This is a genomic window from Rhizobium leguminosarum (assembly GCF_019798305.1).
GTDB classification, from domain to species: domain Bacteria; phylum Pseudomonadota; class Alphaproteobacteria; order Rhizobiales; family Rhizobiaceae; genus Rhizobium; species Rhizobium leguminosarum_U.
This window is the reverse complement of record NZ_JAAXDD010000001.1, coordinates 51,742-74,007: the sequence shown is the minus strand read 5'-3', so window position 1 is coordinate 74,007 and position 22,266 is coordinate 51,742. Positions and strand designations below refer to the sequence as shown.

Below are 22,266 nucleotides of genomic sequence, written 5' to 3'. Positions count from 1 at the left end.
CTTGTCTGGGCGGTGGGAAATGACGAAAATGCCGGCACCTGGTTCCGGCAATGCAAGAGCTGTTCGATTTCGGAAAAACGAAAGACGCATGATTGCCTGACCATCCGCCTGGCGGCAGTTTGGGCGGCCGGCGGCCCACGCCGTTTGCGCTCGAGATCAAGGCCTCCGCGGGACGCTTCAGATGGCGTGAAAAAATAGAGAAGAATGATGATGGGGATCGGAATGCCGATCAACCATAATAAAAGGCCTCTCGTGACCACTCTCCTTTTGACATTCGAGTGCCGGGAGAATGCCGAGACAAATTGAATGGTCCGGAATTCAATAGAGGCGGAAACCGCCGCAGCGTCGGCATCGGCCGACGCTTCATCCGCCGGATTACCCGACGACGCCGCAAACCATGGCGACGACGAACAGGAACGCCGCGGTGAAGATCGCGCCATGGAGCACCGTCTGAAGCCTGTGGCGCGTCGTGAGCGGCTTCTTGGTCGGTACGGAACCATACTGGTTCACGTGAGCATGCGAAATACCCAGATCTGCCATATGTCGCCTCCGTTGTTCTCGTGCGGCCGGTTGTGCGGCTCGCGCTTATATTCGTATTTTCTCTATCAAGTAGGTAGAGATAAATTTCCGTCCAGAGCGAACGGAAGAGAAAATTCAACCAGCCCTTTTAGCAGAGCGTGCGCCATGCCCAGATCAACGAGCGCTCGACGGCACTCTCATTCTCAGGCGGGTTGGAGGACGTCTCGATCAGCCGACGGTCCTTTTCCGAGGGAAGGGATACCGAAATCTGTTCCCGGCGATCGGTTTTCAGGGGAGGATCAAGGTAGCCCATGGTCATCCCACCGAGAAAGAACATGCTTCAACCTCCATCGATCACGAAAGCTAACAAACGTTAACAGGATCATGACAGAAGCAAGGCGGCTGTCAATAGTCTAGTCGAATGGTCGTCTTTTAGGAAAGCATTATCCTTAACGCTGCCGCCGATCTTTCTTTTCAAAGGTTTGAAAAGGTTGGCTTTCAGGCCTTGACGAAACCCTTGCTCGCGATCATCAAATTTCTCGTATAGTCCTCATGAACCGCACCTCCAGCCAGCTCTTGCGAGCTTAGCCGCTCGACGACGGCGCCGTTGCGCATCACCGCGAGCCGTTCGCACATATGGGTGACGACACCAAGATCATGGCTCACCATCACGAAGGTGAGCTTGCGGTCGCGTCGGATCTCTTCCAGCAGGTTCAGCACCTCGGCCTGCACCGAGGCGTCGAGCGCCGATGTCGGCTCGTCGAGCAGCAGGATCGACGGTTCGACGATCAGCGCCCGGGCGATCGCCACGCGCTGTCGCTGGCCGCCGGAGAGCTGGTGCGGGTAGCGGAAACGGAAACCATTGCCGAGGCCAACCTCGTCGAGCGCCCGGGCGATGCGCTTCTCGCCGTCGGCGATGCCGTGGATGGCAAGCGGTTCGAGCAGAAGCCGGTCGATCGTCTGGCGCGGATGCAGCGAACCATAGGGATCCTGGAAGACCATTTGTACGCGCCGGTAGAAGATTTTGCTTCGCTTCGAACCTTTCAACGCCTCACCGTCGATGTTGATCGCGCCGCCGCTCACCGGCGCAAGTCCGGCAACGGCCCGCAACAAGGTCGATTTTCCCGAGCCGGATTCGCCGACAAGACCAAAGGATTCGCCGCGTTCGACGGCGATGCTGACATCCTTCAACGCATGAAAATGGTCGTAGACGACGCTCAGATTGTCGATCTCGAGAGCTGCAGTCATGCCGCCCACTCCGGCTTGCGGTCGAGCACCGGCAGCGGGTGGCGGTTCGCGCCGATCTCGGGCATGCAGTTCAGCAGCCCCTGCGTATAGGGATGCCGCGCATGTTTGAGATCGGCGGCCGCCAGCTCCTCGACGATCTTTCCGGCATACATGACGATGACGCGGTCGCAGAAGGAGGAAACCAGCCTCAGATCGTGGGAGACGAAGATCAGCCCCATGCCGCGCTCGGACACCAGCTTGTCCATGATCCGCAGCACGTCGAGCTGCACCGTCACGTCGAGCGCCGAGGTCGGCTCGTCGGCAATCAGCAGCTCAGGCCCGGCAATCAGCATCATGGCGATCATCGCACGCTGCCCCATGCCGCCCGAAACCTCGTGCGGATGCAGGTCGAAGACACGTTTCGGGTCGCGGATCTGCACCGCTTCCAGCATGGCGAGCGCGCGCTCGCGCGCCTCCGCCTTGCCGACCTTCTCATGCGTGCGCAGCGTTTCGCAGATCTGCCGTCCGATCGACATGACGGGGTCGAGCGAGTACTTCGGATCCTGCAGGATCATGGCGATGCGCTTGCCGCGCAGCCTGCGCCTTTCGCCGGCAGACGCATTGATCAGATCGATGCCGTTGAAATTAAGCCTGTCGGCCGTGACGATGCCGTGTTTCGGCGTCAGGCCCATGATTGCCCGGCCGGTCTGCGACTTGCCGGAACCGGATTCACCGACGATGCCGAGTCTTTCCTTGCCGAGCGTGAAGGAGACGCCGCGCACGGCCTCGATCACGCCGGTGCGCGTGGGGTAGCTGACCTTGAGCTTGTCCACCGTCAGAAGTGTTGTCATTGGCCGCTCTCCTTGGGGTCGAGCGCGTCGCGCAGGCCGTCGCCGAGGAGATTGAAGCCGAGGCTGACGATGAGGATGGCGATGCCGGGCATCGCCGCGACCCACCATTGATCGAGGATGAAACGCCGTCCCGAGGCGATCATCGCACCCCATTCCGGTAGCGGCGGCTGCGCCCCCAGACCGAGGAAACCGAGACCGGCTGCCGTCAGGATGATGCCCGCCATGTCGAGCGTCACACGCACGATCAGCGAGGAAATACAGAGCGGCATGACATGGCGCACGACAATGCGAAGCGGCGAGGCTCCCATCAGCTTCACCGCCGAAATATAGTCGGAACGCCGGACCGTCAGCGTCTCGGCGCGCGCGATACGGGCATAGGGCGGCCAGGACGTGATCGCAATTGCGATGATCGCATTCTGGATGCCAGGCCCGAGCGCCGCGACGAAGGCGAGCGCCAGCACCAGCTTCGGAAAGGCGAGGAAGATATCGGTAATCCGCATCAGCGTCGCATCCACCCAGCCTCCGGCATAACCGGAGACCGTGCCGACGATCAGCCCGATCGGCGCCGAGATGACGGCGACGAGCGCGACGACGAGCAGCGTCAATCGCGATCCGTAGATCAGCCGGGAATAGATATCACGGCCCTGGTCATCCGAGCCGAGCCAGAATTCCCCCGTGCCGGGCGGCAGCAGGCGGGCATTGCGCAGATCGCCGACCACCGGATTATGCGTTGCGAGCACATCGGCAAAGGCGGCGATGAAAAGCAGCGCCACGATGATCAGCAGGCCGACGACGGCGAGCCTGTTGGCCGTGAACTGCCGCCATGTGACATAGGCCCGGCCGAGGCGGGCCTGCAGGCGCGACTGCGGCCGGTCGGAAAGCAGCCATTCGCGGCGGCTCATCGAAGGAGATGGGCTGGCATTGGCCGTCATCGGTTTCGCGTCCTCGGGTCGAGCGTCCGGTAGAGAAGATCGGACAGAAGGTTGATACCGATGAAGATCGTACCGATGACGATCGTGCCGCCAAGAACGGCGTTCATGTCGGCATTCTGCAGCGAATTGGTGATGTAGAGCCCGATGCCCGGCCAGGAAAAGACCGTCTCGGTCAGCACCGATCCTTCGAGCAGGCCGGCATAGGAAAGAGCAATCACGGTAACGAGCGGCACGGCGGCATTGCGCAGCGCGTGGCCCCAGATCACCCGTGTTTCCGAAAGCCCCTTGGCGCGCACGGCGACGATATATTCCTGGGAAAGCTCGTTCAGCATGAAGCTGCGCGTCATCCGGCTGATATAGGCGAGCGAGAAATAGCCGAGCAGGGATGCAGGCAAGATAATGTGGCGGAACACGTCGTAGAAGACATCCCACTGCCCCTGCCAGGCGCTGTCGAAGAGGTACAAGCCGGTGATCGGCGTGAACGTGTATTCGAAGACGATGTCGATCCGGCCTGGAAAGGCCACCCAGCGCAGTTGCGCATAGAAGATGACGAGCGAGATCAGCGCCAACCAGAAGATCGGTACCGAATAACCGACAAGGCCGATGACGCGCACGACCTGGTCAACGATACTGCCGCGGCGCACCGCGGCGAGAACGCCAAGCGGCACGCCGACCACGGCGCCGATGATCGTTCCAAGCGTTGCCAGCTCGACCGTCGCCGGCAGAGCGCGGCGAATATCAACCATTACGGGATTGGTCGTCAGCACCGAATTGCCGAAATCGCCGGAGAGGATGCCTTTGATATAGATGAAGAACTGCTGGTAGAGCGGCAGGTTGAAGCCCATTTCCTGGCGAACGCGCTCGACGACATGATGAGGCGCGCGATCGCCGAGAATGGCGAGCACGGGATCGATCGGCACGACGCGGCCGATGAAGAAGGTGACGGCCAGCAGGCCGAGATAGGTGGTGACGGCGGCAAACAGAAATCGCCCTAACGCCTTTACGAAGGCCCTGGCACGGCCCTTTCGGGGCCGCGCCTCCTGCATTGTTTCGACGGTGCTCAAGCGACCAATCCTGCCGGACTATTCCTTGGCGATCGGACCGACGAAATTGGTGTCGAAGCTCGGACCCAGTTTGAAGTCCTTCAGGTTCTTGCGGTAGCCGGCCACCTCGATCTGCTGGAAGATGAAGACGAAGGGGCTGTTTGCCAGGTACTTCTTCTGGATATCCTGGTACATGGCGGCGCGCTTGGCGGCGTCGCGTTCCAGAAGAGCGGCCTTGGCTTGCTTGTCGAGCTCCGGCGCTTCCCAGGTGTTGCGCCATGCGAGCGTCTTCACCGTGCCGGCATCGGAATTGTCAGGATTGCCGGTAAATGTATCGGCATTGGAATTCGGGTCGAAATAATCGGAGCCCCAGTTGCCGATATACATGTCGTGGGTACGGGCGCGGTACTTGGTCAACGTCTGCTTGCCGTCGCCGGGGATGATTTCCATCTTCACCCCGGCCTGGGCCAGCGTCTGCTGCATGGATTCGGCAATACCCGTCACCGGCTGCGTGTTGCGCACATCCATGGTGATCGAGAAACCATCGGGTACACCGGCCTTGGCGAGCAGTTCCTTGGCCTTGGCGACATCGAGCTTGTAGGGATTCTCGTCGAGTTCCCCGAGTTGGCCCTTCGGCAGGAAGGTCTGGTGGATTTCGCCAATCCCCTTGATCAGCGTTGCGCCGATCGCATCGTAGTCGACCAGGTATTTGAAGGCTTCCTGGACTTCCGGCTTCTTCAGGTTCTCGTTCTTGTTGTTCAGGCTGACATAATAGATCGTGCTCTTCGGTGCACTCGTTGTCGCCAGATCGGCATTCTTCGAAATGGCATCGAGGTCACCCGGCTCGAGGTTGCGGGCGATATCGATATCGCCGGCTTCGAGCGCCAGCCGCTGGGCCGAACTTTCCTTCATGTAGCGGTAGATGACGCGGTTGAGCTTTGCCTTGTCGCCATAATAATTGTCGTTGCGCTCCAGCACGACGACTTCGTTGGCGCGCCATTCGCGCATCTTATAGGCGCCGGAGCCGGCATAGCCGGTCTTCAGCCATTCATTGCCGAAGTCGTTGTCGTATTTGTGCTCGGCATCCGGCGTCACCGCCTTCACATGCTCCAGCACCAGCTTCTTGTCGACAACGGAAGCGACAGTTGCTGTCAGGCAGTTGAGCACGAAGCTCGGCGCATAGGCCTTGTCGACCGTGAAGACGAAGGTGCCGGCATCGGCCGCCTTGGCTTTTTCCGTGACGTTGTCGCCGGTCAGGCCGAACTGGGTGAGGATGAAGGCCGGGCTCTTGTCGAGCTTGACGGCGCGCTCGAACGACCAGGCGACGTCTTCGGCGGTGACCGGGTTGCCGGAGGCGAATTTCAGGCCTGACTTCAGCTTGAACGTATAGGTGAGACCATCATCGGAAACGCTCCAGCTCTCGGCCAGATCGCCCTTTACCTTCGACGTATCGTCCATGTCGAGACGAACAAGCAGGCTGTAGCTGTTGGTGGTGATTTCAGCCGTCGAAAGCTCGAAAGCCTCGCCCGGATCCATCGTGATGATATCGTCGATGGCAATTCCTTCGACCAGCGTATCCTTCGGCGTCTCGGCGAAGGCGGAGGGTGCCGCCATCATCAGGAGCGAAAGAGCGGCTCCCCCAGAAAGCATGCGAAAATTGCGGCTGAGTTTGGTCATCATCATGGTCTGTTCCCTTGTTTTTTGTTTGGATACGAAAGGCTTAGGCGTGGTCCTCCCGCCAAGCTTGGGCCAGAATGCGAAGCCAGTTTTCACGGGCAAGTTTTGCCAAGTCGGCGTCAGCATAACCAACCTCCCTGAGAGCGGCAATCAGCTTCTGATTGCCCGCGGCATCACCGATTTCTTCAGGAATGGTGGCCCCGTCAAAGTCCGATCCGAGCGCCACGCAGTCGATGCCGATGCGGTTCAGGAGATAGTCGATATGGCGGACCATGTCGGCGAGCGGCGTGTCGCTATCCGAGCGGCCGTCGGCACGCAGCATGGCGGTCGCATAATTGATACCGACGAGCCCGCGGCTTTCGCGGATCGCATCAAGCTGCCTGTCCGTCAGGTTGCGCGCGACCGGCGTCAGGGCGTGGGCATTGGAATGGCTGGCGACCAGCGGCTGGTCCGTCGTCTTCGCCACGTCCCAGAAACCCTTCTCGGTGATATGGGCCAGGTCGATCAGAACGCCGAGGCGATTGCATTCCTTGACCAGCGCGAAGCCGGCATCGGTGAGGCCGGGCGCCGTATCCGGTGACATTGGGAAGGCAAAGGGCACGCCGTGACCGAAGACATTGTGCCGGCTCCAGACCGGACCGAGCGACCGCAGCCCCGCCGCATAGAATACCTCGAGCGCCGAAAGATCGGCGCCGATCGCCTCGCAGCCTTCCATATGCATGACGGCGGCGAAAATGTTATCCGCCATGGCACCGCGGATATCCTTCACCGTCCGGCAAAGCCGCCAGGCGCCAGCGCGGTCGAGCCGCAGCGCGATCGCCGCCATTTCATTGGCGATGGCAAGGGACGGCAGCGAATCAAGAGGGGCCGCCATCGGCGTGATATAGCGACCGCTGGCATCCGGATCGGCGAAGACGAGATCGCCTGAGGGAATGTAGATGGCGCAAAGACCGCCCGAAAGACCGCCCTCTCTGGCCCGACGCGCATCGATATGGCCGACCGTCGTGCCGTCTACGAATTCCGCGATCGGGTCACTGCCGTCTTTTGAATGTGTCCAGAGTCGAAGGAGAACGTCGTTGTGACCGTCAAATACGAATTGCATCTGTCTTCCTGCGCTGCCCCACTGCCCAATTCCTTAAATCGGAATCGATTGGAGGGCGAATGAAGCGGCAGAATAGAAAAGCTGACGGAATTCGCCAGTTCTTTTTTAGAATTTCGTCAACACTGAAAACGAAACGGGGGCCGAAGCCCCCGCAAGAAAACCATCGCATGCCAGAGATCAGTGCTTGCGGCGTTTCTTCTGTCTGTAGACGTCGATGACAACAGCCGCGATGATGATGAGACCCTTGACGATCTCCTGGTAATAGGCGTCGATCCTGAGGAACGTGAAGCCGGAGGTCATGACGCCGAGAATGATGGTGCCGATGACGGTGCCGGTGATGCGCCCGACGCCGCCGGTGAGCGAGGTGCCGCCGATGACGGTCGCGGCGATCGCGTCGAGTTCATATCCGACACCCATGCTGGCCTGTGCGGTTTCCGCACGCGCCGCCGTGACAATACCGGCAAGGCCGGCAAGCAATCCGGCAATGACATAGACCTTGACGAGATGCGCCTCGATGTTGATGCCGGAGACACGCGCAGCCTGCGGGTTCGCGCCGATGGCATAGGTGAATTTTCCATAACGGGTATAGCGCAACGCAATATGAAAGATCAGCGCGACGACCAGGAAGACGACAACCGGCCAGGCTTTCGTTCCGATGAAATGAAACTGCTCGGTGACCCCGGAAACCGGCTGACCCTTCGTATACCACTTCGCCACGCCTCTGGCCGAAACGAACATGCCAAGCGTTGCAATGAACGGCGGGATCTTCGTGTAGGCGATGAGGGCGCCGTTCGCGAGGCCGGCGGCCGCCCCGATCAGCAAACCGACGACGATAGGCACGAAAGCCGGCAGGTCGGTCAGCGAGGGAAAGACGGCCCGTCCCCAGGTCGACGACTGCGCGAAGCTTGTTGCGATCATCGCCGTCATGCCGACGACCGAACCCGACGAAAGATCGATGCCGCCGGTGATGATGACCTGCGTGACGCCGACGGCGATGATGCCGATGACGGAGACCTGCAGGATCATGATCGTCAAACGCTGCGAATTCATCAGGAAGCTTTGGCCGATGAACATCCAGCCGAGCACTTCGTAGATAAGCGCGATGCCGACGAGCACGAGGAAAATGCTGAGTTCCGTCGGGATGCGCCGCCGCCTTTGCCGGGTTGCGAGCGGAGCCGCGCCCTCTGCTGCCTTGCTAGTCATGTCAAACCTCCCTTGGGCAATCGCCGTCAACGCATTACTGCGCTGCCAGCTCCATCACCTTGATCTGTGTTGCTTCGTCGCGATTGAGGAAACCGGTCACGCGTCCCTCGTGCATGACCATGATGCGGTCGCTCATCCCGAGAACCTCGGGCATCTCGGACGAGATCATCACCACCGCCACGCCGTTTCGCGCCATCTCCGTGACCAGCCGGTGGATTTCCGCCTTGGCGCCGACATCAATGCCGCGCGTCGGCTCGTCGAGAATGAGGATGCGCGGATCGGTGAGCAGCCAGCGCCCGATCAGCACCTTCTGCTGATTGCCGCCCGAAAGATTTTCTACCCGTTCGTAAAGATTGGGCGTTTTCACGCGCAGCTTTTTTGCCATGTCTTCGCAGGTTGCCTCGACTGCGCCCTGCTGCACGAAGCCGCCCTTGACGTATTTGTCCTGGAGAACGGCGATCTGCATGTTCTCGAGAATATCGAGGATCAGCAGGCAGCCGGTATCTTTCCGGTCTTCGGTCAGGAACGCCATCCGATTGCGGATGGCCTCGGTCGGCGAAGAAATGGTCACCGGCTTGCCGTAGAGCTCGATCGAGCCGGAGCTTGCCGGTGTAACCCCGAACAGCGTTTCGGCGACATTCGACCGGCCGGATCCGACGAGGCCGGCCACGCCGAGGATTTCGCCGGCTCTCACTTCGAAGGAGACGTTGGTGAAGACGCCCTTGAGACAAAGATCCTTGACGGAGAGCACAACCTCGCCGATCGGCACCTCTTCCTTGGGAAACATCTGGGTGATCTCGCGCCCGACCATCATGCGGATGATGTCGTCGCGGGTGACGTCGGTCGAGGCATGCGTGCCGATATATCGGCCGTCGCGGAAGACGGAGAACTCGTCGGCGATCTCGAAAAGCTCGTTCATCTTGTGGGTGATGTAGACGATGCCGATGCCCTGGGCCCTGAGATCGCGGATGATACGGAAAAGATGCTCGACCTCGCGCTCCGTCAGCGCCGAAGTCGGCTCGTCCATGATCAGCACGTCGGAATTATAGGAAACCGCTTTGGCGATCTCGACCATCTGCCGGTTGGCGACCGATAGGAACCGGACCTCGATATCGGGATCGATTGATATATTGAGCCGAGTAAACAATTCCTCGGTCATGCGGTGCATTACGCCGTGATCGATGAAGCCGAAGCGGTTCTTCGGTTCGCGGCGAATCCAGATATTTTCGGCGACCGTCATGAATGGCATCAGGTTGAGTTCCTGATGGATCATGGCAATCCCGTTTTCCAGTGCGTCGAGCGGAGATTTCAGCTGGATCTCGATCCCTTTCAGGCGAATATCGCCCTTGTCGGGCGTGTAGATGCCGGCAAGGATCTTCATCAACGTCGATTTACCGGCGCCGTTTTCGCCCATCAACGCATGCACGGAGGCGCGCTTCAGCCGGAACTGCACGTCGTCAAGTGCGACGACGCCAGGAAATTCCTTGCGGACACCCTCGGCGCTCAAGAGATATTCCGCATTCGGAACTGCACCGCTCGCGCGCACGGCGGCCATGGTTGTCGGGCTGACGGCCATATCATCTCCTCCGGATAGGGGTAAACGAAAGGGATGCGGGCAAAGCCCGCATCCTGTGTGGCATTCGCCTCAGTTCTTGGTGACGAAGTCCTTGACGTTGGCAGGCGTCACGAGCTGGAAGGGAATGTAGACCTTCTTGTCGATCTTTTCGCCCTTGGCGAGCTTGAGCGCCGCATCGAGCGAGCCCTTGCCCTGACCGGCGGCATCCTGAAACACCGTGACATCGAGATCACCGGCCTGCATGGCGGCAAGCGCGTCCTGCGTGGCGTCGACACCGCCGACGACAACCTTGCTCATATCCTTGCCGGCTGCCTTCAGCGCCTGGAGGGCGCCGATGGCCATTTCGTCGTTGTTGGCGATCACGGCATCGAATTCGATGCCGCTGGAGAGCCAGTTGGTCATCAGGTCGGCGCCTTGGGTGCGGTCCCAGTTGGCCGTCTGCTCCTCGACGATTTCCAGGCCCTTGCATTCATCCGACTTGATGACGTCGTGAACGTCCTGGGTGCGCATGCGCGCAGCCTGGTTGGAGAGCTCGCCCATGATGACGACGGCTTTGCCCTTGCCGCCGAGAATGCGGCAGATTTCCTTGGTTTCCAGCGTGCCGGATTCCTGCTCGTTGGAAGCGACGAAGGCTTGCTTGTCCGGCAGCGTGTCGACGTTGACGGGCTGACGGTTGACGTAAACCAGCGGAATGCCGGCATCGGCCGCGAGCTTCGACATTGCCGTGGTCGCATCGGTATCGACAGGGTTGACGATGATTGCATCCACCTTGGAGGCGATGAAATTCTGGATCTGGCTCTGTTGCTTGGAAACGTCGTTCTGTGCGTCTTCGACCTGCAGCGTCACGCCGCTCAGTGTCTTTGCATAATCGGTCATGCCGTTGCGCAGAACCGTCAGGAAATTGTCGTCGAATTTCGCCATAGAGACGCCGACCGTTTCTGCGTGAGCGGCCGTCGACATGACGAGCGCCATCGCAGTGCCCAGGATAAACTTTTTCATTTTCACTTCCTCCACAAAGCGGTGCCCGGCTGCACCCTCCTCACGCCGGAGCTCCAGGCATTTGCTCTGAAGCCGCAATTCCCCTGCGCCACCTCTCCCGCGGCGCTCCGCAAAACGGAACAAACAAACCGTTAAATCTGTTCTGCGGAATATTCATTCCATTTTCTGAGAACGGCGTCAAGTATCTTTAACGGCGACGAGATACGGACAGAGGCGCAATGCTATGTGGGCTTCACGACTGACACCGCATTCCTGTGTTGTGAAAGACCAGGCGAGCATCCATCTATGGGATGGGTCGAAGACAGGCTCACGGCCGCAGGCGCCTTCGACCTCTCGCCGCGACCCGATTATTTGAAGATTTTGGAGACAGGACAAATGTCTATTTCGATGTATCGCCTCACCGTTCCGATGTTCCAGCGCGGCCTCGCCAGCATGAAAACCTACCTCGACAAGGCCGAAGCCTATGCGAAGGAAAAGAATATCGATCCTGCCATATTGATCGCCGCTCGCCTTGCGCCCGACATGCTGCCGCTCTCCGGCCAGTATCAGCGCGCCAGCGACACCGCCAAATTCGCGCTCGCCCGCCTGACGGCGACCGACGCCCCGAAGTTCGAGGATAACGAAACGACGTTCGACGACCTGCGCGAGCGCCTGGCAAAAACCGAAGCCTATCTCGGTGGCTTCTCGGCGGAAGCATTGGAAGGCACAGAAACCCGCCAGATCACCCTGCCGGGAAAGAGCGGTATCATAATGCCAGGTGACGAATATATCGCCACCTTCGCCCTGCCGAACTTCTATTTCCACGTCGCGACGGCCCACGCCATCCTGCGCAACCAGGGTGCTCCGATCGGCAAGCGCGATTATCTCGGCTAAATAAGCATCAGGGCCGGTGCGTCACCGGCCCTCTTTCCGTCAGCTCGGTATAGGCGAGCGTCTGATCGAGATGGCGCGCTCGGAGCGACAGCAGCTTCTCGGCATAGTCGAGCCGTATCGCCGCATAGGCCGGATCCGCCGCAACATTGTCGAGCTCCATCGGATCGTCGGCAAGATTGAAGAGCAGCGGCGGCAATGCGGTGAAATGCACATATTTGAACCGCGCGTCGCGGATCACCGCGAGATTGCATTCGTTGGACCGCAGCCGAAAATGCTGCTCGGCCTCGCCATGCGCAATGTCGCGAAAATCGAATTCCCAAAATGCCGCATCCCGCCAGCCCTGTCCGCTCCCACCCCTGACAAACGGCAGGAGCGACCGGCCATCGAGCCCGTTCTTCGCGTCGACGCCGAGCCTTTGGCAAAGTGTCGGAAAGATATCCGCAGCGCTGGTGAATTTGTCGACGACCCCACCCGCAACACTGCTTGCGGGATCGCGAATGACAAGCGGAATATGGTAGCTGCCGTCGAAGAAGCCGCCCTTGCCGAGCGTCCAGTGATCGCCCGCCATTTCGGCGTGATCCGAGGTGAAGACAAGAAGCGTGTCGTCCCAGGCGCCCGCATCCTTGATGGCCTGCCAGATGCGGCCGAGCTGTGCATCGACCTCTGATATCATGCCGTAATAGGTCGCCCGGATCGCGGCAAAATTTTCGGCGCTCCAGCCGCTGAGCGGCCCCGTTGCACCGTGGATAAAGTTGCCCTTGTCGGAGCGTGGCATGGCATAGGCGAGATAGGGGTGACTGTTCTGTTCCGCTTCGCGGTTTGCCGCGCGCGCAAAAGCCGGTCCCTCGCCCAGCATGAACATTCGGTTGAACGGCTCCGGCACGGAGAATGGCGGATGCGGTCGTAAGAAAGAGACATGCGCAAACCACGGCCTGTCCTGTTCGCCCATCCAGCGGATGAACTCGCCGGCCAGAAAAGCCGTCTGGGTCTCCTCGCGCGAATAGGCCGGTGACGCATCGGAAATGTCTCCAGCTCCAGCACCGACCGGAATATGGATATCGCGGCTGACGGCATCCGCGTGGCCACGGGACCTGAGCCAGGAGAGCCATTGTCTTTCATGCTCAGGCAGAAGCTGGCGGGCGGTAAAGCCCGGCAGCACGCCTTCATAACTCGTCAGATGCGGGTCGCCGGCATCCATCCCGCGCGGATCGGGCGCCGTATCGGTGTAGCCGAACAGCGTCGGGTCGTATCCCGCCCGCCGGGCCGCCAGCGCCAGATTGTCGAAGCGGGCATCGAGCGGCGAACCGTTGCGGCAGACCCGGTGGTTCATTTGATAGAGACCGGTATAGAGTGTGGCCCGCGCCGGTGAGCAGGGTGCCGCCCCGGCATAGTGCCGCCGGAAGAGCGTGCCTTCCCGCGCCAGCGCATCGACACCAGGCGTCTTTACGCAGGCATGACCGACAGCCGACAGGCAATCGCCGCGCCACTGATCCGCCGTGATCAGCAGGACGTTCGGCCGGCGCGCTTTCTCAATGCTGGTTGGCTCAATGCTGGTTGGATTTTGCATGCCAGTCCCAGGCGGAGCGGATGATCTGAGACAGATCATACTGCGGCACCCAACCGAGCACGTCGCGCGCCTTGTCGTTATTGGCGACCAGCGTATGCGAATCGCCTTCGCGACGCCCGATATATTCGACCGGGAAAGGCCGGTTCGACACATCCTCAATGGCGCCGAGCAATTCCTTGACTGTCGTGCCGGTGCCGGTGCCGAGGTTGAGCGCGACGGAATCGCCGCCCTTCAGCAGATATTCGACAGCGCGCACATGCGCATCGGCGAGATCCAGCACATGGATATAGTCGCGCACGCAGGTGCCGTCGCGTGTCTCGTAATCGCTGCCGAACACCTTGAAACCCTGGCGGCGGCCGAGCGCCGCGTCGATCGCGAGGGGTATCGCATGCGTTTCCGGCTGGTGCCATTCGCCGATGCGGCCCTCGAAATCGGCGCCGGCCGCATTGAAATAGCGCAGCACCACCGAGCGCAGGCTCCTGTACTGATCGTAGTCGGCGAGCGCCTGTTCGACGATATATTTCGTCCGCCCGTAGGGATTGATCGGCACCTGCCGGTGCGTCTCGTCGAGCGGCACGCTCTGCGGCAGGCCGTAGGTCGCGCAGGTGGAGGAGAAGACGAAGGCATTGATGCCGGCCGCCTGTGCCGCCGAAAGCAGCGTCAAAGTGCCGATCACATTGTTCTCGTAGAAGGAAACCGGATCCTTGACCGATTCGCCGACCTCGATCAGCGCCGCGAAATGCAGGATCGCCGCCGGTTGGTGTTTGGCCAGCACCTCGTCCAGCCGGGCGCGATCACGAATATCGCCCTCTTCGGCCGGCCCCCATCTGACGAACTCGCGATGGCCGTTCGAAAAATTATCAAAGACGACAGGCGTATAGCCCTTGTTCGCCAGGTCGAGGCACGTATGCGAGCCGATATAGCCGGCGCCGCCGACGACAAGAACCGTTTCACCTGCCATGCACCACCCTTATTGTTCACGAGAGATGGGAGAAACCTAGACGAGATACACGTCAATAAAAAGAAGGAACTGCGATCGGCGTCAACGGACAATACGTCAAATGCCGAAGACAGGCTTGATCGGGTGCAATCCGCCACTCGCGCAAATTGTACCGGATCGGGAAGAAACATAAATTATTCGCGTGATTTGCATTGCCGGCCGATCTAAGGGGCTTGCATCACCATGTGATAATCAACGGTCTGCGGCCATCAGGCAGGGAGAGCGCGAATGAAGAAGGCATTGGTCGTTTGGGGCGGCTGGCAAGGCCACGAACCGGAGCGATGCGCTCATATCGTCGCCGATCTCCTGCGCGAGGACGATTTTACGGTCGAGGTGACCGGCGATCTCGGCGTGTTCGGATCTCCGACGCTGGCGAAGGCCGATCTGCTGGTGCCCATCATCACCGGCGAAACGCTCGAAAAGCCTCATGCGGCTGCCCTGGTCGAAGCGGTACGCGCCGGGCTCGGGCTTGCCGGCCATCACGGCGCACTCGCCACGTCCTTCAAGGAAAGCGCGCCTTTCCGCTATGTCTCCGGCGTCACCTGGGTCGCCCATCCCGGCAATATCATCGACTTCCGTGTCGCCGTCGCCCGCCAGGACGATCCCGTCATGGAGGGCATTCCGGACTTCGACTATCGATCGGAGCAATACTATCTCCACTATGATCCCACAGTCGAAATCCTTGCGACCACCACCTTCACCGGCGCCTACGATCCGGCAGCCCGCAATGTCGTGATGCCCGTCGTCTTCAAGCGCCATTTCGGTGCCGGCCGGATCTTCTATTCCGCCCTCGGCCATGTCCCGGCCGAATTCGACCATCCCTATATGCCCCTCATCCTGCGGCGGGGCCTGAGCTGGGCCGCACGCCAGTAGCGCCAGAACGATCGCCCTCGAACGAGGATCGGCGGCGACAGCAAAACGATGTCGGCGGCTGAAGAACGAGCTTTCAAGCTGGAGGGAAGCCGCGCGTGATCGGCCGGCACGGTCGACCGCTTGCCGATCGTTCGCCTGCGCCATAATTTGGCCGAATGCAGGATCGCTTGTCTTTCTTCCCCGCCACCACCGACCGCCTGACCGATATAGAAGCGGTCTTCGACGATTGCGCCGACGGCCGGAATTGTCGCTGCGCCTACTGGTATCGTCCGAATGCCGACTACAAGGCAGGATGGGGCGAGGGGAATCGCAACTGGTTCCGAAGCCTGCTCGCCGAACCGCGCCCGCCCGGCATTCTCGGTTATCAGGAAAATGAGCCGGCCGGATGGTGCGGCGTCGCGCCGCGCGTCGTGTTCGACCGGCTGCGCCGTTCAAAGCCCTTTGCGCCGGTCGATGACAGACCGGTCTGGTCGATCAATTGCTTCATCGTCCGCAAGCCGTTCCGGCGGCAGGGATTTTCGCGATTATTGCTGAAACAGGCGGTCGAATTTGCGCGGGCAAACGGCGCCGAATGTCTCGAAGCGTACCCCGTCGACCAGGCTGCCCGTGCTTCGAGCGGAGTCGGGCTTTATCCGGGGACGCTCTCGATGTTTCTGGATGCGGGTTTCGTTGAAGTGGCAAGACGCCTGCCCGCAAGGCCGGTGGTCCGCCTGGAATGCGCCTGAATATTTCGGCAGCTCGGGAATTTGGCAATACGGTCTACCGAGCCGCTTTGATCTCCCGGTCGTTCTCGACGGCGGGAGCCGCCCCGTCATAGATCCGCATCAGCCGCCCGGCTGCCTTCAGTTTCTCGATGAGATCGTTTCCATCAGGCGAAGCCCTCGTCAGCTCCAGCTGCTCGAACTCCCTCAGCGCCTGCGCCCAATGGCTTTCCCCACGCCCGTCCGGCCTGCCTTCCAATTCCCATAGTGAATAAGCGCGCTGGCTAACCCAGGCGTCTCTATTATGACTCATAATCAACCCCAGCGAGAAATTTGGAAGCAATATTCGACAGGCAACAAGGTGCCAAAACCGGCTTTAGGAGTCGTTACGAGGCAGCGTTAGTTTTTAGCTAATCCGAGGTGCCGAGGGATTATTCGGGGCACACATTCCCGGACCTTGGCCTCGTACCATCTGCAGGATAGGGTCATCCACAGAAACGACAGCGATGACCGATGGCAGCCAAGACCACACTCAATGCGAAGAATCTCGAATCCCTTGGTGCCCAGCGCCTTGCCGAGCTGCTGATCGAGATCAGTATGGGCAGTGCTGCCCATAAGCGACGGCTTCGAATGGAACTTGCCGGCAATCACGGTAGCGCCGAGGTGGCGCGTGAAGTGCGAAAGCGGCTTTCCAGCATTGCCCGCGCCCGCACTGTCATCAACTGGCACAAAGTGAAGGCGCTGAAGAGCGATCTGGAAACCCAGCGCAAGACCATTGCAGAGACCCTTGCCGCCGCGGATCCCCAGGAGGCTTTCGAACTGATGTGGCAGTTCCTCGCACTGGCGAATCCGATCTTTGAAAGATCCAGCGACAGCAGCGGTTCTCTCATCGAAAGTTTTCATCAGGCTTGCGAGGATGCTGCCGCAATCGCCGCGTCCGCCAAGATCGCCTCCGATGTCCTGGCAGACAAGGTGTTCAAAGCCGTGCAAGACGATGGCTACGGCCAGTACGACAAGCTGATTGCGGCAATGGCGCCAGCTCTCGGCAAGGATGGTCTCGATCGCTTGAAAGCCCTCTTCGTCCAATGGTCCAAGGAGCCGAAAGACAAGCCGGCGAAGGGTAGACGCGAGATCATCGGCTGGGGCAGCGCAGGTCCCCTTTACGAAGATGAGATCTACGGCACTCAGCGGGATCTGATGGTGCGCATAGCCTTGCAGGAAATTGCCGACGCTGAGGGCGATGTTGATGCCTACATCGCCCAGCACCCCGAGAAAATGCGCAAGATGCCGATGACTGCGGCCGACATCGCCAATCGTCTGGTCTCGGCGGGCCGGGCGGAAGAAGCGCTTGCGGCGTTGAATAAGGTCGATGCGACAGACCAGGCCGGCATGCCATTCGAATGGCAGCTCGCACGCGTCGAGACGCTCGAGGCCCTGGGGCGGCGAGAGGAGGCGCAGACCTATAGATGGACATGCTTCGAGCAGTCGCTGCATGACCAGCATCTCCGCGCCTTCCTCAAGCGACTGCCGGATTTCGACGATCTGGAGGCGGAGGAGAAGGCATTCGCTTATGCCCAGGCTTTCCCTGACGTCCATCAGGCGCTTACATTTTTTCTGAATTGGCCGGCACCTGCCGAGGCATCAAAACTCGTGCTGAGGCGGAAGGCGGAACTGGATGGCAATCTCTATGAGCTGATGCCGGCGGCGGCCGAAGCTCTGGCGGAGAAACATCCGCTTGCGGCAACCATCCTCTTGCGCTCCGTGATCGATTTCGCGCTCGATAGCGGCCGGTCCAGCCGCTATAAGCATGCGGCCAGGCATCTTGCGGACTGCGCATCGCTTGCGCCTCATATCAATGACTTCGGCGACACAAGATCCCATGACGTCTATGTCGCAGAACTTAAACGTCGGCACGGCAAGAGGCATGGCTTCTGGAGCCTGGTGACCTAAGTCGCTGCGGATGCTTTACCTTCAGAGAGGAATTCCATGACGACCACTTCCTGGCATGCAGATCCGCTCACTTGGGGCAATGGACCCCGCATCTTCGAAGCCTTTCTGGAGCCGACTTGCCCCTATTCGGTCAGAGCGTTCAATAAGCTTGACGAACTGCTCGGCCAGGCCGGCGAAGACAGGATTACCGTGAAGATCCGCCTGCAGTCGCAACCCTGGCATATGTATTCCGGCGTCCTCGTCCGCTGCATCATCGCAGCCTCGACGCTGGAAGGCGGCAAGGCGACTGCAAAGAAGGTGATGGCTGCTATCGCCGCCCATCGCGAGGAATTCGAATTCGAACGCCATGCCGGCGGCGCGAACATGGATGTGACGCCGAACCAGATCATCGAGCGCCTGGAAGGCTACAGCGGCGTCAAGCTGAAAGAGGCCTTCGCCATCCCGGATCTCGACCGGGAAATCAAACGGCACTGCAAATATGCCCGGCAGAACGGCATCCACGTCTCGCCGACCTTCATGCTCGACGGACTGGTGCAGGCCGACATGAGCAGCGGCGATGAGGTTGGAGCCTGGGTGAAGAAGGCGCTGGGCAATTGACGTCGGCCGTGTGCCAGAGACGGTCCCACCCGCTTATTTGTCTCCTGCCATGAATATCATGCAGGAATCAGTGCAAAGCGGCAGGCATTTTCCAACTTGGGACTTCAGCAAACACCGCGGGTGTAGCCTTGGGATGGATGCGGTTCTATCGCTCAGTCACGGAAGTATCCCGGCAATCACAAAGCGCTGATAATCCGGGAAGCTAATGGCGGAGAGGGTGGGATTTGAACCCACGATACCCTTGCAGGTATGCCGCATTTCGAGTGCGGTGCATTCGACCACTCTGCCACCTCTCCGCGGTCTGGTCGGCGCTTGTTCGGCGCGGGCGTTCTCATAACGGGCAAATGACAGGCTGGCAAGCCGAAAAGTCGAAGCATTCCATCCTTTTGCCTTGACAGCTTTTTGTCCCTCGGCTATCTCGGCTGCGCAATAGGTTTGGAGAAATCCGCGCCTAGCTCGTCCCGCGCTCGCGCGGGGCTTCACCGGCAGGACGAGTTCGAGGATTAGACCTCTGAAATCTCTGCTTAACTTCGACTGATAAAAAGACAGCCACCTGCTGAATGAGCGGGGAGCGCTGGAACGAACATGAAAGGATAAAAAATGTTCGCAGTCATCAAGACCGGCGGTAAGCAGTATCGTGTGGCGGCCAACGACGTGCTGACCATCGAAAAGCTGGAAGCCACCGCTGGCGACTCCATTGAATTCACCGAAGTGCTCGTGATCGGCGAAGGCGCCGACGCTGCGATCGGTGCGCCCTTCGTAACCGGCGCCTCTGTCAAGGCAGAAGTCGTCGAACAGAACCGCGGCAAGAAGGTCATCGCCTTCAAGAAGCGCCGCCGTCAGAATTCGAAGCGTTCGCGCGGCCATCGTCAGCATCACACGGTCGTCCGTATCACGGACATCGTGGCTGCCAAGTAAGATCAACGGGACAAGGTTTAAAGGAGAACTCCAATGGCACACAAAAAAGCTGGCGGTTCATCGCGCAACGGTCGCGATTCTCAGTCCAAGCGCCTTGGCGTGAAGAAGTTCGGCGGCGAAGCCGTCATCGCAGGCAATATCATCGTGCGTCAGCGCGGTACTGAGTGGCATCCGGGTTCCAACGTCGGCCTCGGCAAGGATCACACGATTTTTGCGCTTACCGCCGGCAATGTGAACTACCGAACGAAGGCCAACGGTCGCGTCTACGTGTCTGTCATGCCGAAAGCGGAAGCAGCGGAATAAGCCGGTAGCGCTCAAAAACAGCCGGCGTCTCATCGACCCGGCTGGCCGTATCAGGTTCAGTCTAGAAAACAGGGGAGATGGGGCGCCATCTCCCCTTTTTCTTTACCCCTCAAGGAGGACTGAACCATGCAAGGCGAATTGTTAAGGGCAGACCAATCACGGTCTCCCCGGGAAGACCAGCGGTCTTCCGAAGAACGGCTGAGGCCGGAACGGTTAAGGACCGATTGCCCTGTCTTGTTATCGGAAAGGCTCGTCATGCGCGCGCCCCACGAAGAAGACATCGACGCCCTTGCCCATCTCGCCAACAACGCCAAAGTCGCCACCATGGTATCGCGTATGCCGCACCCTTATACCGCCGATGATGCTGCTGACTTCGTGCGTCGCACGAAAAATGGCGATATTGGCAAGTGCGTCTATGCGATCACCAAGGCCGAAAACGGCGCCTTTATCGGCTGCTGCGGCGTCGAGCCGCATGCGGACGGCAGAACCGTCGAGATCGGTTACTGGCTGGGCGAGCCCTATTGGAACAAGGGTTATACCACCGAGGCCTGCCATGCCCTGGTCGACATGGTGTTCAGGACCCGCCAGGATGTCGATCAGATCGACGCCCGTTGCCGGGTCATGAACGTCGCCTCGCGCCGCGTCATCCAGAAGTGCGGCTTCCAGTTCCAGGGTTCGGGGCTCGCCGCCTCGCTGGCGCTCGGCAGCAACGTGCCGGTCGAATGGTACAGGCTCGACCGCAAGACCTGGATGTCCCTCCGAAGCTGGGGGAACATCGCATGAGCACGACTGCGCTGCAAAGGCCTGAGGTCAAGCCGATGATGCCCGGCCCCGCGCCTGTCATCTCGACCGCCCGGCTGACGCTCCGCCCCCACAGGCTGAGCGATGCGCCTGCGATCGCGGAATCGCTCTCCGATTTCGCGGTCACGCGCATGCTGTCCCGCGTACCCGCGCCGTTCGACCGGCAGGATGCGCTGGACTGGCTGATCCCGGTCACCTCGGGCACCCTGCCCGACTGGCCACTGGCGATCACCGATAAGGACGATGTCCACATCGGCAACGTCTCGATCGAGCTGCGCCACGGTCGCTGGCACCTCGGCTACTGGCTGAACCGCTACTACTGGCGGCGCGGCTATATGAGCGAGGCGGTGGCGGCCATCGTCGAGCGCTTCTCGCGCCGCATGCCGGAGACGCCGATCCATTCCGGCGTTTTCGCCGACAACCCGGCTTCGCTGCGACTGCAGGAGAAGCTCGGTTTCCGCATGACGGGTTGCGGCGAAATCTATTGTTTCGCCCGCAACACCATGGTGTCGCACATCGAAACCGTGCTGCAGCCGGGTATGCTGCAGCCGCCGCGAAAGGTTGCCTGATCAAACTCGAGACGTCGCCGCACCGGCGGCGTCTCCATCAATTCCATCAATCGCCGATCTCGACCCATACGGGGAAATGATCGGAACCGACGGATTGCGTATCGATCCGGGCGGATTTCAATCGGCTCTGCAGGCCGCAACTGACGAAGCAGTAATCGAGATGCATGCGTTTGCCGTGATCTTCGGGATCCATCCAGCTGTAGCTCCCCGGAGAGTAAGCCTCCAGCGCCGCAAAGGCGTCGACCGGCGTGCCGATCCTCGCCACACGGCCATAATATCCGCCGCCAGCACCGGCAAGCGCGCAATATTCCGGCGATTCCGGCTCCATATTGAAATCGCCCATGATCAGGTAATCCTCCGGCAGCGGCGGCTCCGGCAGATCGAATTCGCCAGCCCCGGTCAGCGACCCACCCTCCTGGACGAAAGCATTGATATGCGTGTTCAAGAATTCCAATTGGCGGATGCGCTCGTCGGCGGATACATGGTCGAGATGCACGCAGTAGACGCGGATCGCACCGCCAGGTGCGTCGATTACCGCCTCTGTTGCGCCGCGCTGCAGGTTGATCTTGCCGATCGTCCGGCTGCGCGGCAGAAGCAGCGTTCGGGTCGAGGCGATCGGCCAGCGCGACAGCACCATATTGCCGAACTGAAAGCGCGTGCCGCTCACCGGCTGGAGCCCGCCTTCGACCGGCTCGATATGCATGTCGCAGGCCGGCCCATACACCCAGAAATGGTCGGGAAAGAAGGCCGCAACATCGGCCACCATGTCGGCAAAACCGTTGCGGGAGAAGCCGCGGGTCACCTCCTGCAGCGCGATGACATCGGCTCCTTCGAGGCTCCGGGCAATGCGCGGCAGATCGTATCTGCCGTCGAGACCGAAGCCGTACTGTATGTTATAGCTCGCAAAATTCACGATAATCTTTGACCTCCGTCGGAACCGCCTATATCGAATGGGCCAAGACGGGCCGTCCAACTGCCACTGAAT

General features: G+C 60.3%; 24 protein-coding genes and 1 tRNA gene. 9 read left to right on the top strand and 16 right to left on the bottom strand.

Annotated elements, in window-relative coordinates:
• Positions 1–375: 375 nt before the first annotated feature.
• The 11 genes from HFO99_RS00355 to HFO99_RS00305 all read right to left on the bottom strand — a co-directional run bounded on the left by HFO99_RS00355 (position 376) and on the right by HFO99_RS00305 (position 11,129).
• The gene (locus tag HFO99_RS00355) at positions 376–540 is read right to left on the bottom strand and encodes a hypothetical protein (protein ID WP_018244083.1); all 165 of its coding nucleotides are present in this window, start codon (positions 538–540) and stop codon (positions 376–378) included.
• A gap of 127 nt (positions 541–667) precedes the next feature.
• Entirely contained in the window at positions 668–856 is a 189-nt protein-coding gene (locus tag HFO99_RS00350; protein ID WP_164578691.1) for a hypothetical protein, read from the bottom strand.
• A 161-nt stretch (positions 857–1,017) separates the two neighbouring features.
• Positions 1,018–1,767 (bottom strand): ABC transporter ATP-binding protein, encoded by a 750-nt coding sequence (locus HFO99_RS00345; RefSeq protein ID WP_222334779.1) that lies wholly within the window; start codon positions 1,765–1,767, stop codon positions 1,018–1,020.
• Positions 1,764–2,597: an ABC transporter ATP-binding protein gene (locus HFO99_RS00340; RefSeq protein WP_222358352.1), complete on the bottom strand. Its 834-nt coding sequence runs from the start codon at positions 2,595–2,597 to the stop codon at positions 1,764–1,766. Before HFO99_RS00340 ends, HFO99_RS00345 begins: the two co-directional genes overlap by 4 nt.
• Complete coding sequence (locus HFO99_RS00335) at positions 2,594–3,529, bottom strand: ABC transporter permease (RefSeq protein ID WP_222358348.1); 936 nt, start codon at positions 3,527–3,529, stop codon at positions 2,594–2,596. The genes HFO99_RS00340 and HFO99_RS00335 overlap by 4 nt, the downstream gene beginning before the upstream one ends.
• On the bottom strand, positions 3,526–4,593 hold the full coding sequence (locus tag HFO99_RS00330) for an ABC transporter permease (protein ID WP_222358345.1): 1,068 nt from the start codon (positions 4,591–4,593) through the stop codon (positions 3,526–3,528). Before HFO99_RS00330 ends, HFO99_RS00335 begins: the two co-directional genes overlap by 4 nt.
• An 18-nt stretch (positions 4,594–4,611) precedes the next feature.
• Positions 4,612–6,255, bottom strand: coding sequence for an ABC transporter substrate-binding protein (locus HFO99_RS00325; protein WP_222334783.1), 1,644 nt, complete (start codon positions 6,253–6,255; stop codon positions 4,612–4,614).
• 37 nt (positions 6,256–6,292) lie between these two features.
• Positions 6,293–7,351 carry a dipeptidase gene (locus tag HFO99_RS00320; protein WP_222358342.1) on the bottom strand — a complete coding sequence of 353 codons (1,059 nt, stop codon included), beginning with the start codon at positions 7,349–7,351 and terminating at the stop codon, positions 6,293–6,295.
• A gap of 177 nt (positions 7,352–7,528) precedes the next feature.
• Positions 7,529–8,554: an ABC transporter permease gene (locus HFO99_RS00315; RefSeq protein ID WP_222358339.1), complete on the bottom strand. Its 1,026-nt coding sequence runs from the start codon at positions 8,552–8,554 to the stop codon at positions 7,529–7,531.
• Between the two features lie 34 nt (positions 8,555–8,588).
• The gene (locus tag HFO99_RS00310) at positions 8,589–10,130 is read right to left on the bottom strand and encodes a sugar ABC transporter ATP-binding protein (protein WP_222249177.1); all 1,542 of its coding nucleotides are present in this window, start codon (positions 10,128–10,130) and stop codon (positions 8,589–8,591) included.
• Between the two features lie 69 nt (positions 10,131–10,199).
• Complete coding sequence (locus HFO99_RS00305) at positions 10,200–11,129, bottom strand: sugar ABC transporter substrate-binding protein (protein WP_222334786.1); 930 nt, start codon at positions 11,127–11,129, stop codon at positions 10,200–10,202.
• A 375-nt stretch (positions 11,130–11,504) separates the two neighbouring features.
• Between HFO99_RS00305 and HFO99_RS00300 the strand changes: the two genes are divergently transcribed.
• Positions 11,505–12,002, top strand: a complete 498-nt coding sequence (locus tag HFO99_RS00300; RefSeq protein ID WP_222334787.1) for a DUF1993 family protein — start codon at positions 11,505–11,507, stop codon at positions 12,000–12,002.
• Between the two features lie 7 nt (positions 12,003–12,009).
• Here the strand turns inward: HFO99_RS00300 and HFO99_RS00295 are convergent, their stop codons facing one another.
• Positions 12,010–13,569: an alkaline phosphatase family protein gene (locus HFO99_RS00295; protein WP_222358336.1), complete on the bottom strand. Its 1,560-nt coding sequence runs from the start codon at positions 13,567–13,569 to the stop codon at positions 12,010–12,012.
• Positions 13,547–14,530 carry a UDP-glucose 4-epimerase GalE gene (gene galE, locus HFO99_RS00290; protein WP_222358333.1) on the bottom strand — a complete coding sequence of 328 codons (984 nt, stop codon included), beginning with the start codon at positions 14,528–14,530 and terminating at the stop codon, positions 13,547–13,549. The genes HFO99_RS00295 and galE overlap by 23 nt, the downstream gene beginning before the upstream one ends.
• Before the next feature lie 267 nt (positions 14,531–14,797).
• On the opposite strand from galE, the gene HFO99_RS00285 reads away from it, so the two are divergent.
• Entirely contained in the window at positions 14,798–15,442 is a 645-nt protein-coding gene (locus HFO99_RS00285) for a ThuA domain-containing protein (RefSeq protein WP_222358330.1), read from the top strand.
• 155 nt (positions 15,443–15,597) lie between these two features.
• Positions 15,598–16,167: a GNAT family N-acetyltransferase gene (locus HFO99_RS00280; protein WP_222358327.1), complete on the top strand. Its 570-nt coding sequence runs from the start codon at positions 15,598–15,600 to the stop codon at positions 16,165–16,167.
• Positions 16,168–16,201: 34 nt separating this feature from the next.
• Here HFO99_RS00280 and HFO99_RS00275 read toward each other — a convergent pair whose 3' ends face one another.
• Positions 16,202–16,456 carry a DUF2934 domain-containing protein gene (locus tag HFO99_RS00275; protein ID WP_222249187.1) on the bottom strand — a complete coding sequence of 85 codons (255 nt, stop codon included), beginning with the start codon at positions 16,454–16,456 and terminating at the stop codon, positions 16,202–16,204.
• A gap of 200 nt (positions 16,457–16,656) precedes the next feature.
• Here HFO99_RS00275 and HFO99_RS00270 point away from each other — a divergent pair, with 200 nt between their 5' ends.
• Together HFO99_RS00270 and HFO99_RS00265 are read left to right on the top strand one after the other, a co-directional pair.
• The gene (locus HFO99_RS00270; protein ID WP_222358324.1) at positions 16,657–18,093 is read left to right on the top strand and encodes a DUF6880 family protein; all 1,437 of its coding nucleotides are present in this window, start codon (positions 16,657–16,659) and stop codon (positions 18,091–18,093) included.
• A 36-nt stretch (positions 18,094–18,129) separates the two neighbouring features.
• A complete protein-coding gene (locus HFO99_RS00265; protein WP_222358321.1) occupies positions 18,130–18,690 on the top strand; it encodes a DsbA family protein in 561 nt (186 codons plus the stop codon).
• A 206-nt stretch (positions 18,691–18,896) separates the two neighbouring features.
• Here HFO99_RS00265 and HFO99_RS00260 read toward each other — a convergent pair.
• Positions 18,897–18,986 (bottom strand) — tRNA-Ser (locus HFO99_RS00260).
• Between the two features lie 304 nt (positions 18,987–19,290).
• Here HFO99_RS00260 and rplU point away from each other — a divergent pair.
• From rplU to HFO99_RS00240, 4 genes are all read left to right on the top strand, one after another.
• Positions 19,291–19,608, top strand: coding sequence for a 50S ribosomal protein L21 (gene rplU / locus HFO99_RS00255; protein ID WP_003543907.1), 318 nt, complete (start codon positions 19,291–19,293; stop codon positions 19,606–19,608).
• A gap of 33 nt (positions 19,609–19,641) precedes the next feature.
• Positions 19,642–19,911, top strand: coding sequence for a 50S ribosomal protein L27 (rpmA, locus tag HFO99_RS00250; RefSeq protein ID WP_003543909.1), 270 nt, complete (start codon positions 19,642–19,644; stop codon positions 19,909–19,911).
• A 126-nt stretch (positions 19,912–20,037) separates the two neighbouring features.
• Positions 20,038–20,694 carry a GNAT family N-acetyltransferase gene (locus tag HFO99_RS00245; protein WP_017966066.1) on the top strand — a complete coding sequence of 219 codons (657 nt, stop codon included), beginning with the start codon at positions 20,038–20,040 and terminating at the stop codon, positions 20,692–20,694.
• Positions 20,691–21,281, top strand: a complete 591-nt coding sequence (locus tag HFO99_RS00240; RefSeq protein WP_222358319.1) for a GNAT family N-acetyltransferase — start codon at positions 20,691–20,693, stop codon at positions 21,279–21,281. Before HFO99_RS00245 ends, HFO99_RS00240 begins: the two co-directional genes overlap by 4 nt.
• Positions 21,282–21,327: 46 nt before the next feature.
• Here HFO99_RS00240 and HFO99_RS00235 read toward each other — a convergent pair whose 3' ends face one another.
• Positions 21,328–22,194 carry an endonuclease/exonuclease/phosphatase family protein gene (locus HFO99_RS00235; protein WP_222358317.1) on the bottom strand — a complete coding sequence of 289 codons (867 nt, stop codon included), beginning with the start codon at positions 22,192–22,194 and terminating at the stop codon, positions 21,328–21,330.
• Between the last annotated feature and the right edge of the window lie 72 nt (positions 22,195–22,266).

Excerpts from the sequence above, each read along its gene's own strand:
- HFO99_RS00355 (WP_018244083.1), bottom strand. The coding sequence starts at position 540 with ATGGCAGATCTGGGTATTTCGCATGCTCACGTGAACCAGTATGGTTCC.
- HFO99_RS00350 (WP_164578691.1), bottom strand. The coding sequence starts at position 856 with ATGTTCTTTCTCGGTGGGATGACCATGGGCTACCTTGATCCTCCCCTG.
- HFO99_RS00345 (WP_222334779.1), bottom strand. The coding sequence starts at position 1,767 with ATGACTGCAGCTCTCGAGATCGACAATCTGAGCGTCGTCTACGACCAT.
- HFO99_RS00340 (WP_222358352.1), bottom strand. The coding sequence starts at position 2,597 with ATGACAACACTTCTGACGGTGGACAAGCTCAAGGTCAGCTACCCCACG.
- HFO99_RS00335 (WP_222358348.1), bottom strand. The coding sequence starts at position 3,529 with ATGACGGCCAATGCCAGCCCATCTCCTTCGATGAGCCGCCGCGAATGG.
- HFO99_RS00325 (WP_222334783.1), bottom strand. The coding sequence starts at position 6,255 with ATGATGATGACCAAACTCAGCCGCAATTTTCGCATGCTTTCTGGGGGA.
- HFO99_RS00320 (WP_222358342.1), bottom strand. The coding sequence starts at position 7,351 with ATGCAATTCGTATTTGACGGTCACAACGACGTTCTCCTTCGACTCTGG.
- HFO99_RS00315 (WP_222358339.1), bottom strand. The coding sequence starts at position 8,554 with ATGACTAGCAAGGCAGCAGAGGGCGCGGCTCCGCTCGCAACCCGGCAA.
- HFO99_RS00310 (WP_222249177.1), bottom strand. The coding sequence starts at position 10,130 with ATGGCCGTCAGCCCGACAACCATGGCCGCCGTGCGCGCGAGCGGTGCA.
- HFO99_RS00305 (WP_222334786.1), bottom strand. The coding sequence starts at position 11,129 with ATGAAAAAGTTTATCCTGGGCACTGCGATGGCGCTCGTCATGTCGACG.
- HFO99_RS00300 (WP_222334787.1), top strand. The coding sequence starts at position 11,505 with ATGTCTATTTCGATGTATCGCCTCACCGTTCCGATGTTCCAGCGCGGC.
- HFO99_RS00295 (WP_222358336.1), bottom strand. The coding sequence starts at position 13,569 with ATGCAAAATCCAACCAGCATTGAGCCAACCAGCATTGAGAAAGCGCGC.
- galE (WP_222358333.1), bottom strand. The coding sequence starts at position 14,530 with ATGGCAGGTGAAACGGTTCTTGTCGTCGGCGGCGCCGGCTATATCGGC.
- HFO99_RS00285 (WP_222358330.1), top strand. The coding sequence starts at position 14,798 with ATGAAGAAGGCATTGGTCGTTTGGGGCGGCTGGCAAGGCCACGAACCG.
- HFO99_RS00280 (WP_222358327.1), top strand. The coding sequence starts at position 15,598 with ATGCAGGATCGCTTGTCTTTCTTCCCCGCCACCACCGACCGCCTGACC.
- HFO99_RS00275 (WP_222249187.1), bottom strand. The coding sequence starts at position 16,456 with ATGAGTCATAATAGAGACGCCTGGGTTAGCCAGCGCGCTTATTCACTA.
- HFO99_RS00270 (WP_222358324.1), top strand. The coding sequence starts at position 16,657 with ATGGCAGCCAAGACCACACTCAATGCGAAGAATCTCGAATCCCTTGGT.
- HFO99_RS00265 (WP_222358321.1), top strand. The coding sequence starts at position 18,130 with ATGACGACCACTTCCTGGCATGCAGATCCGCTCACTTGGGGCAATGGA.
- rplU (WP_003543907.1), top strand. The coding sequence starts at position 19,291 with ATGTTCGCAGTCATCAAGACCGGCGGTAAGCAGTATCGTGTGGCGGCC.
- rpmA (WP_003543909.1), top strand. The coding sequence starts at position 19,642 with ATGGCACACAAAAAAGCTGGCGGTTCATCGCGCAACGGTCGCGATTCT.
- HFO99_RS00245 (WP_017966066.1), top strand. The coding sequence starts at position 20,038 with ATGCAAGGCGAATTGTTAAGGGCAGACCAATCACGGTCTCCCCGGGAA.
- HFO99_RS00240 (WP_222358319.1), top strand. The coding sequence starts at position 20,691 with ATGAGCACGACTGCGCTGCAAAGGCCTGAGGTCAAGCCGATGATGCCC.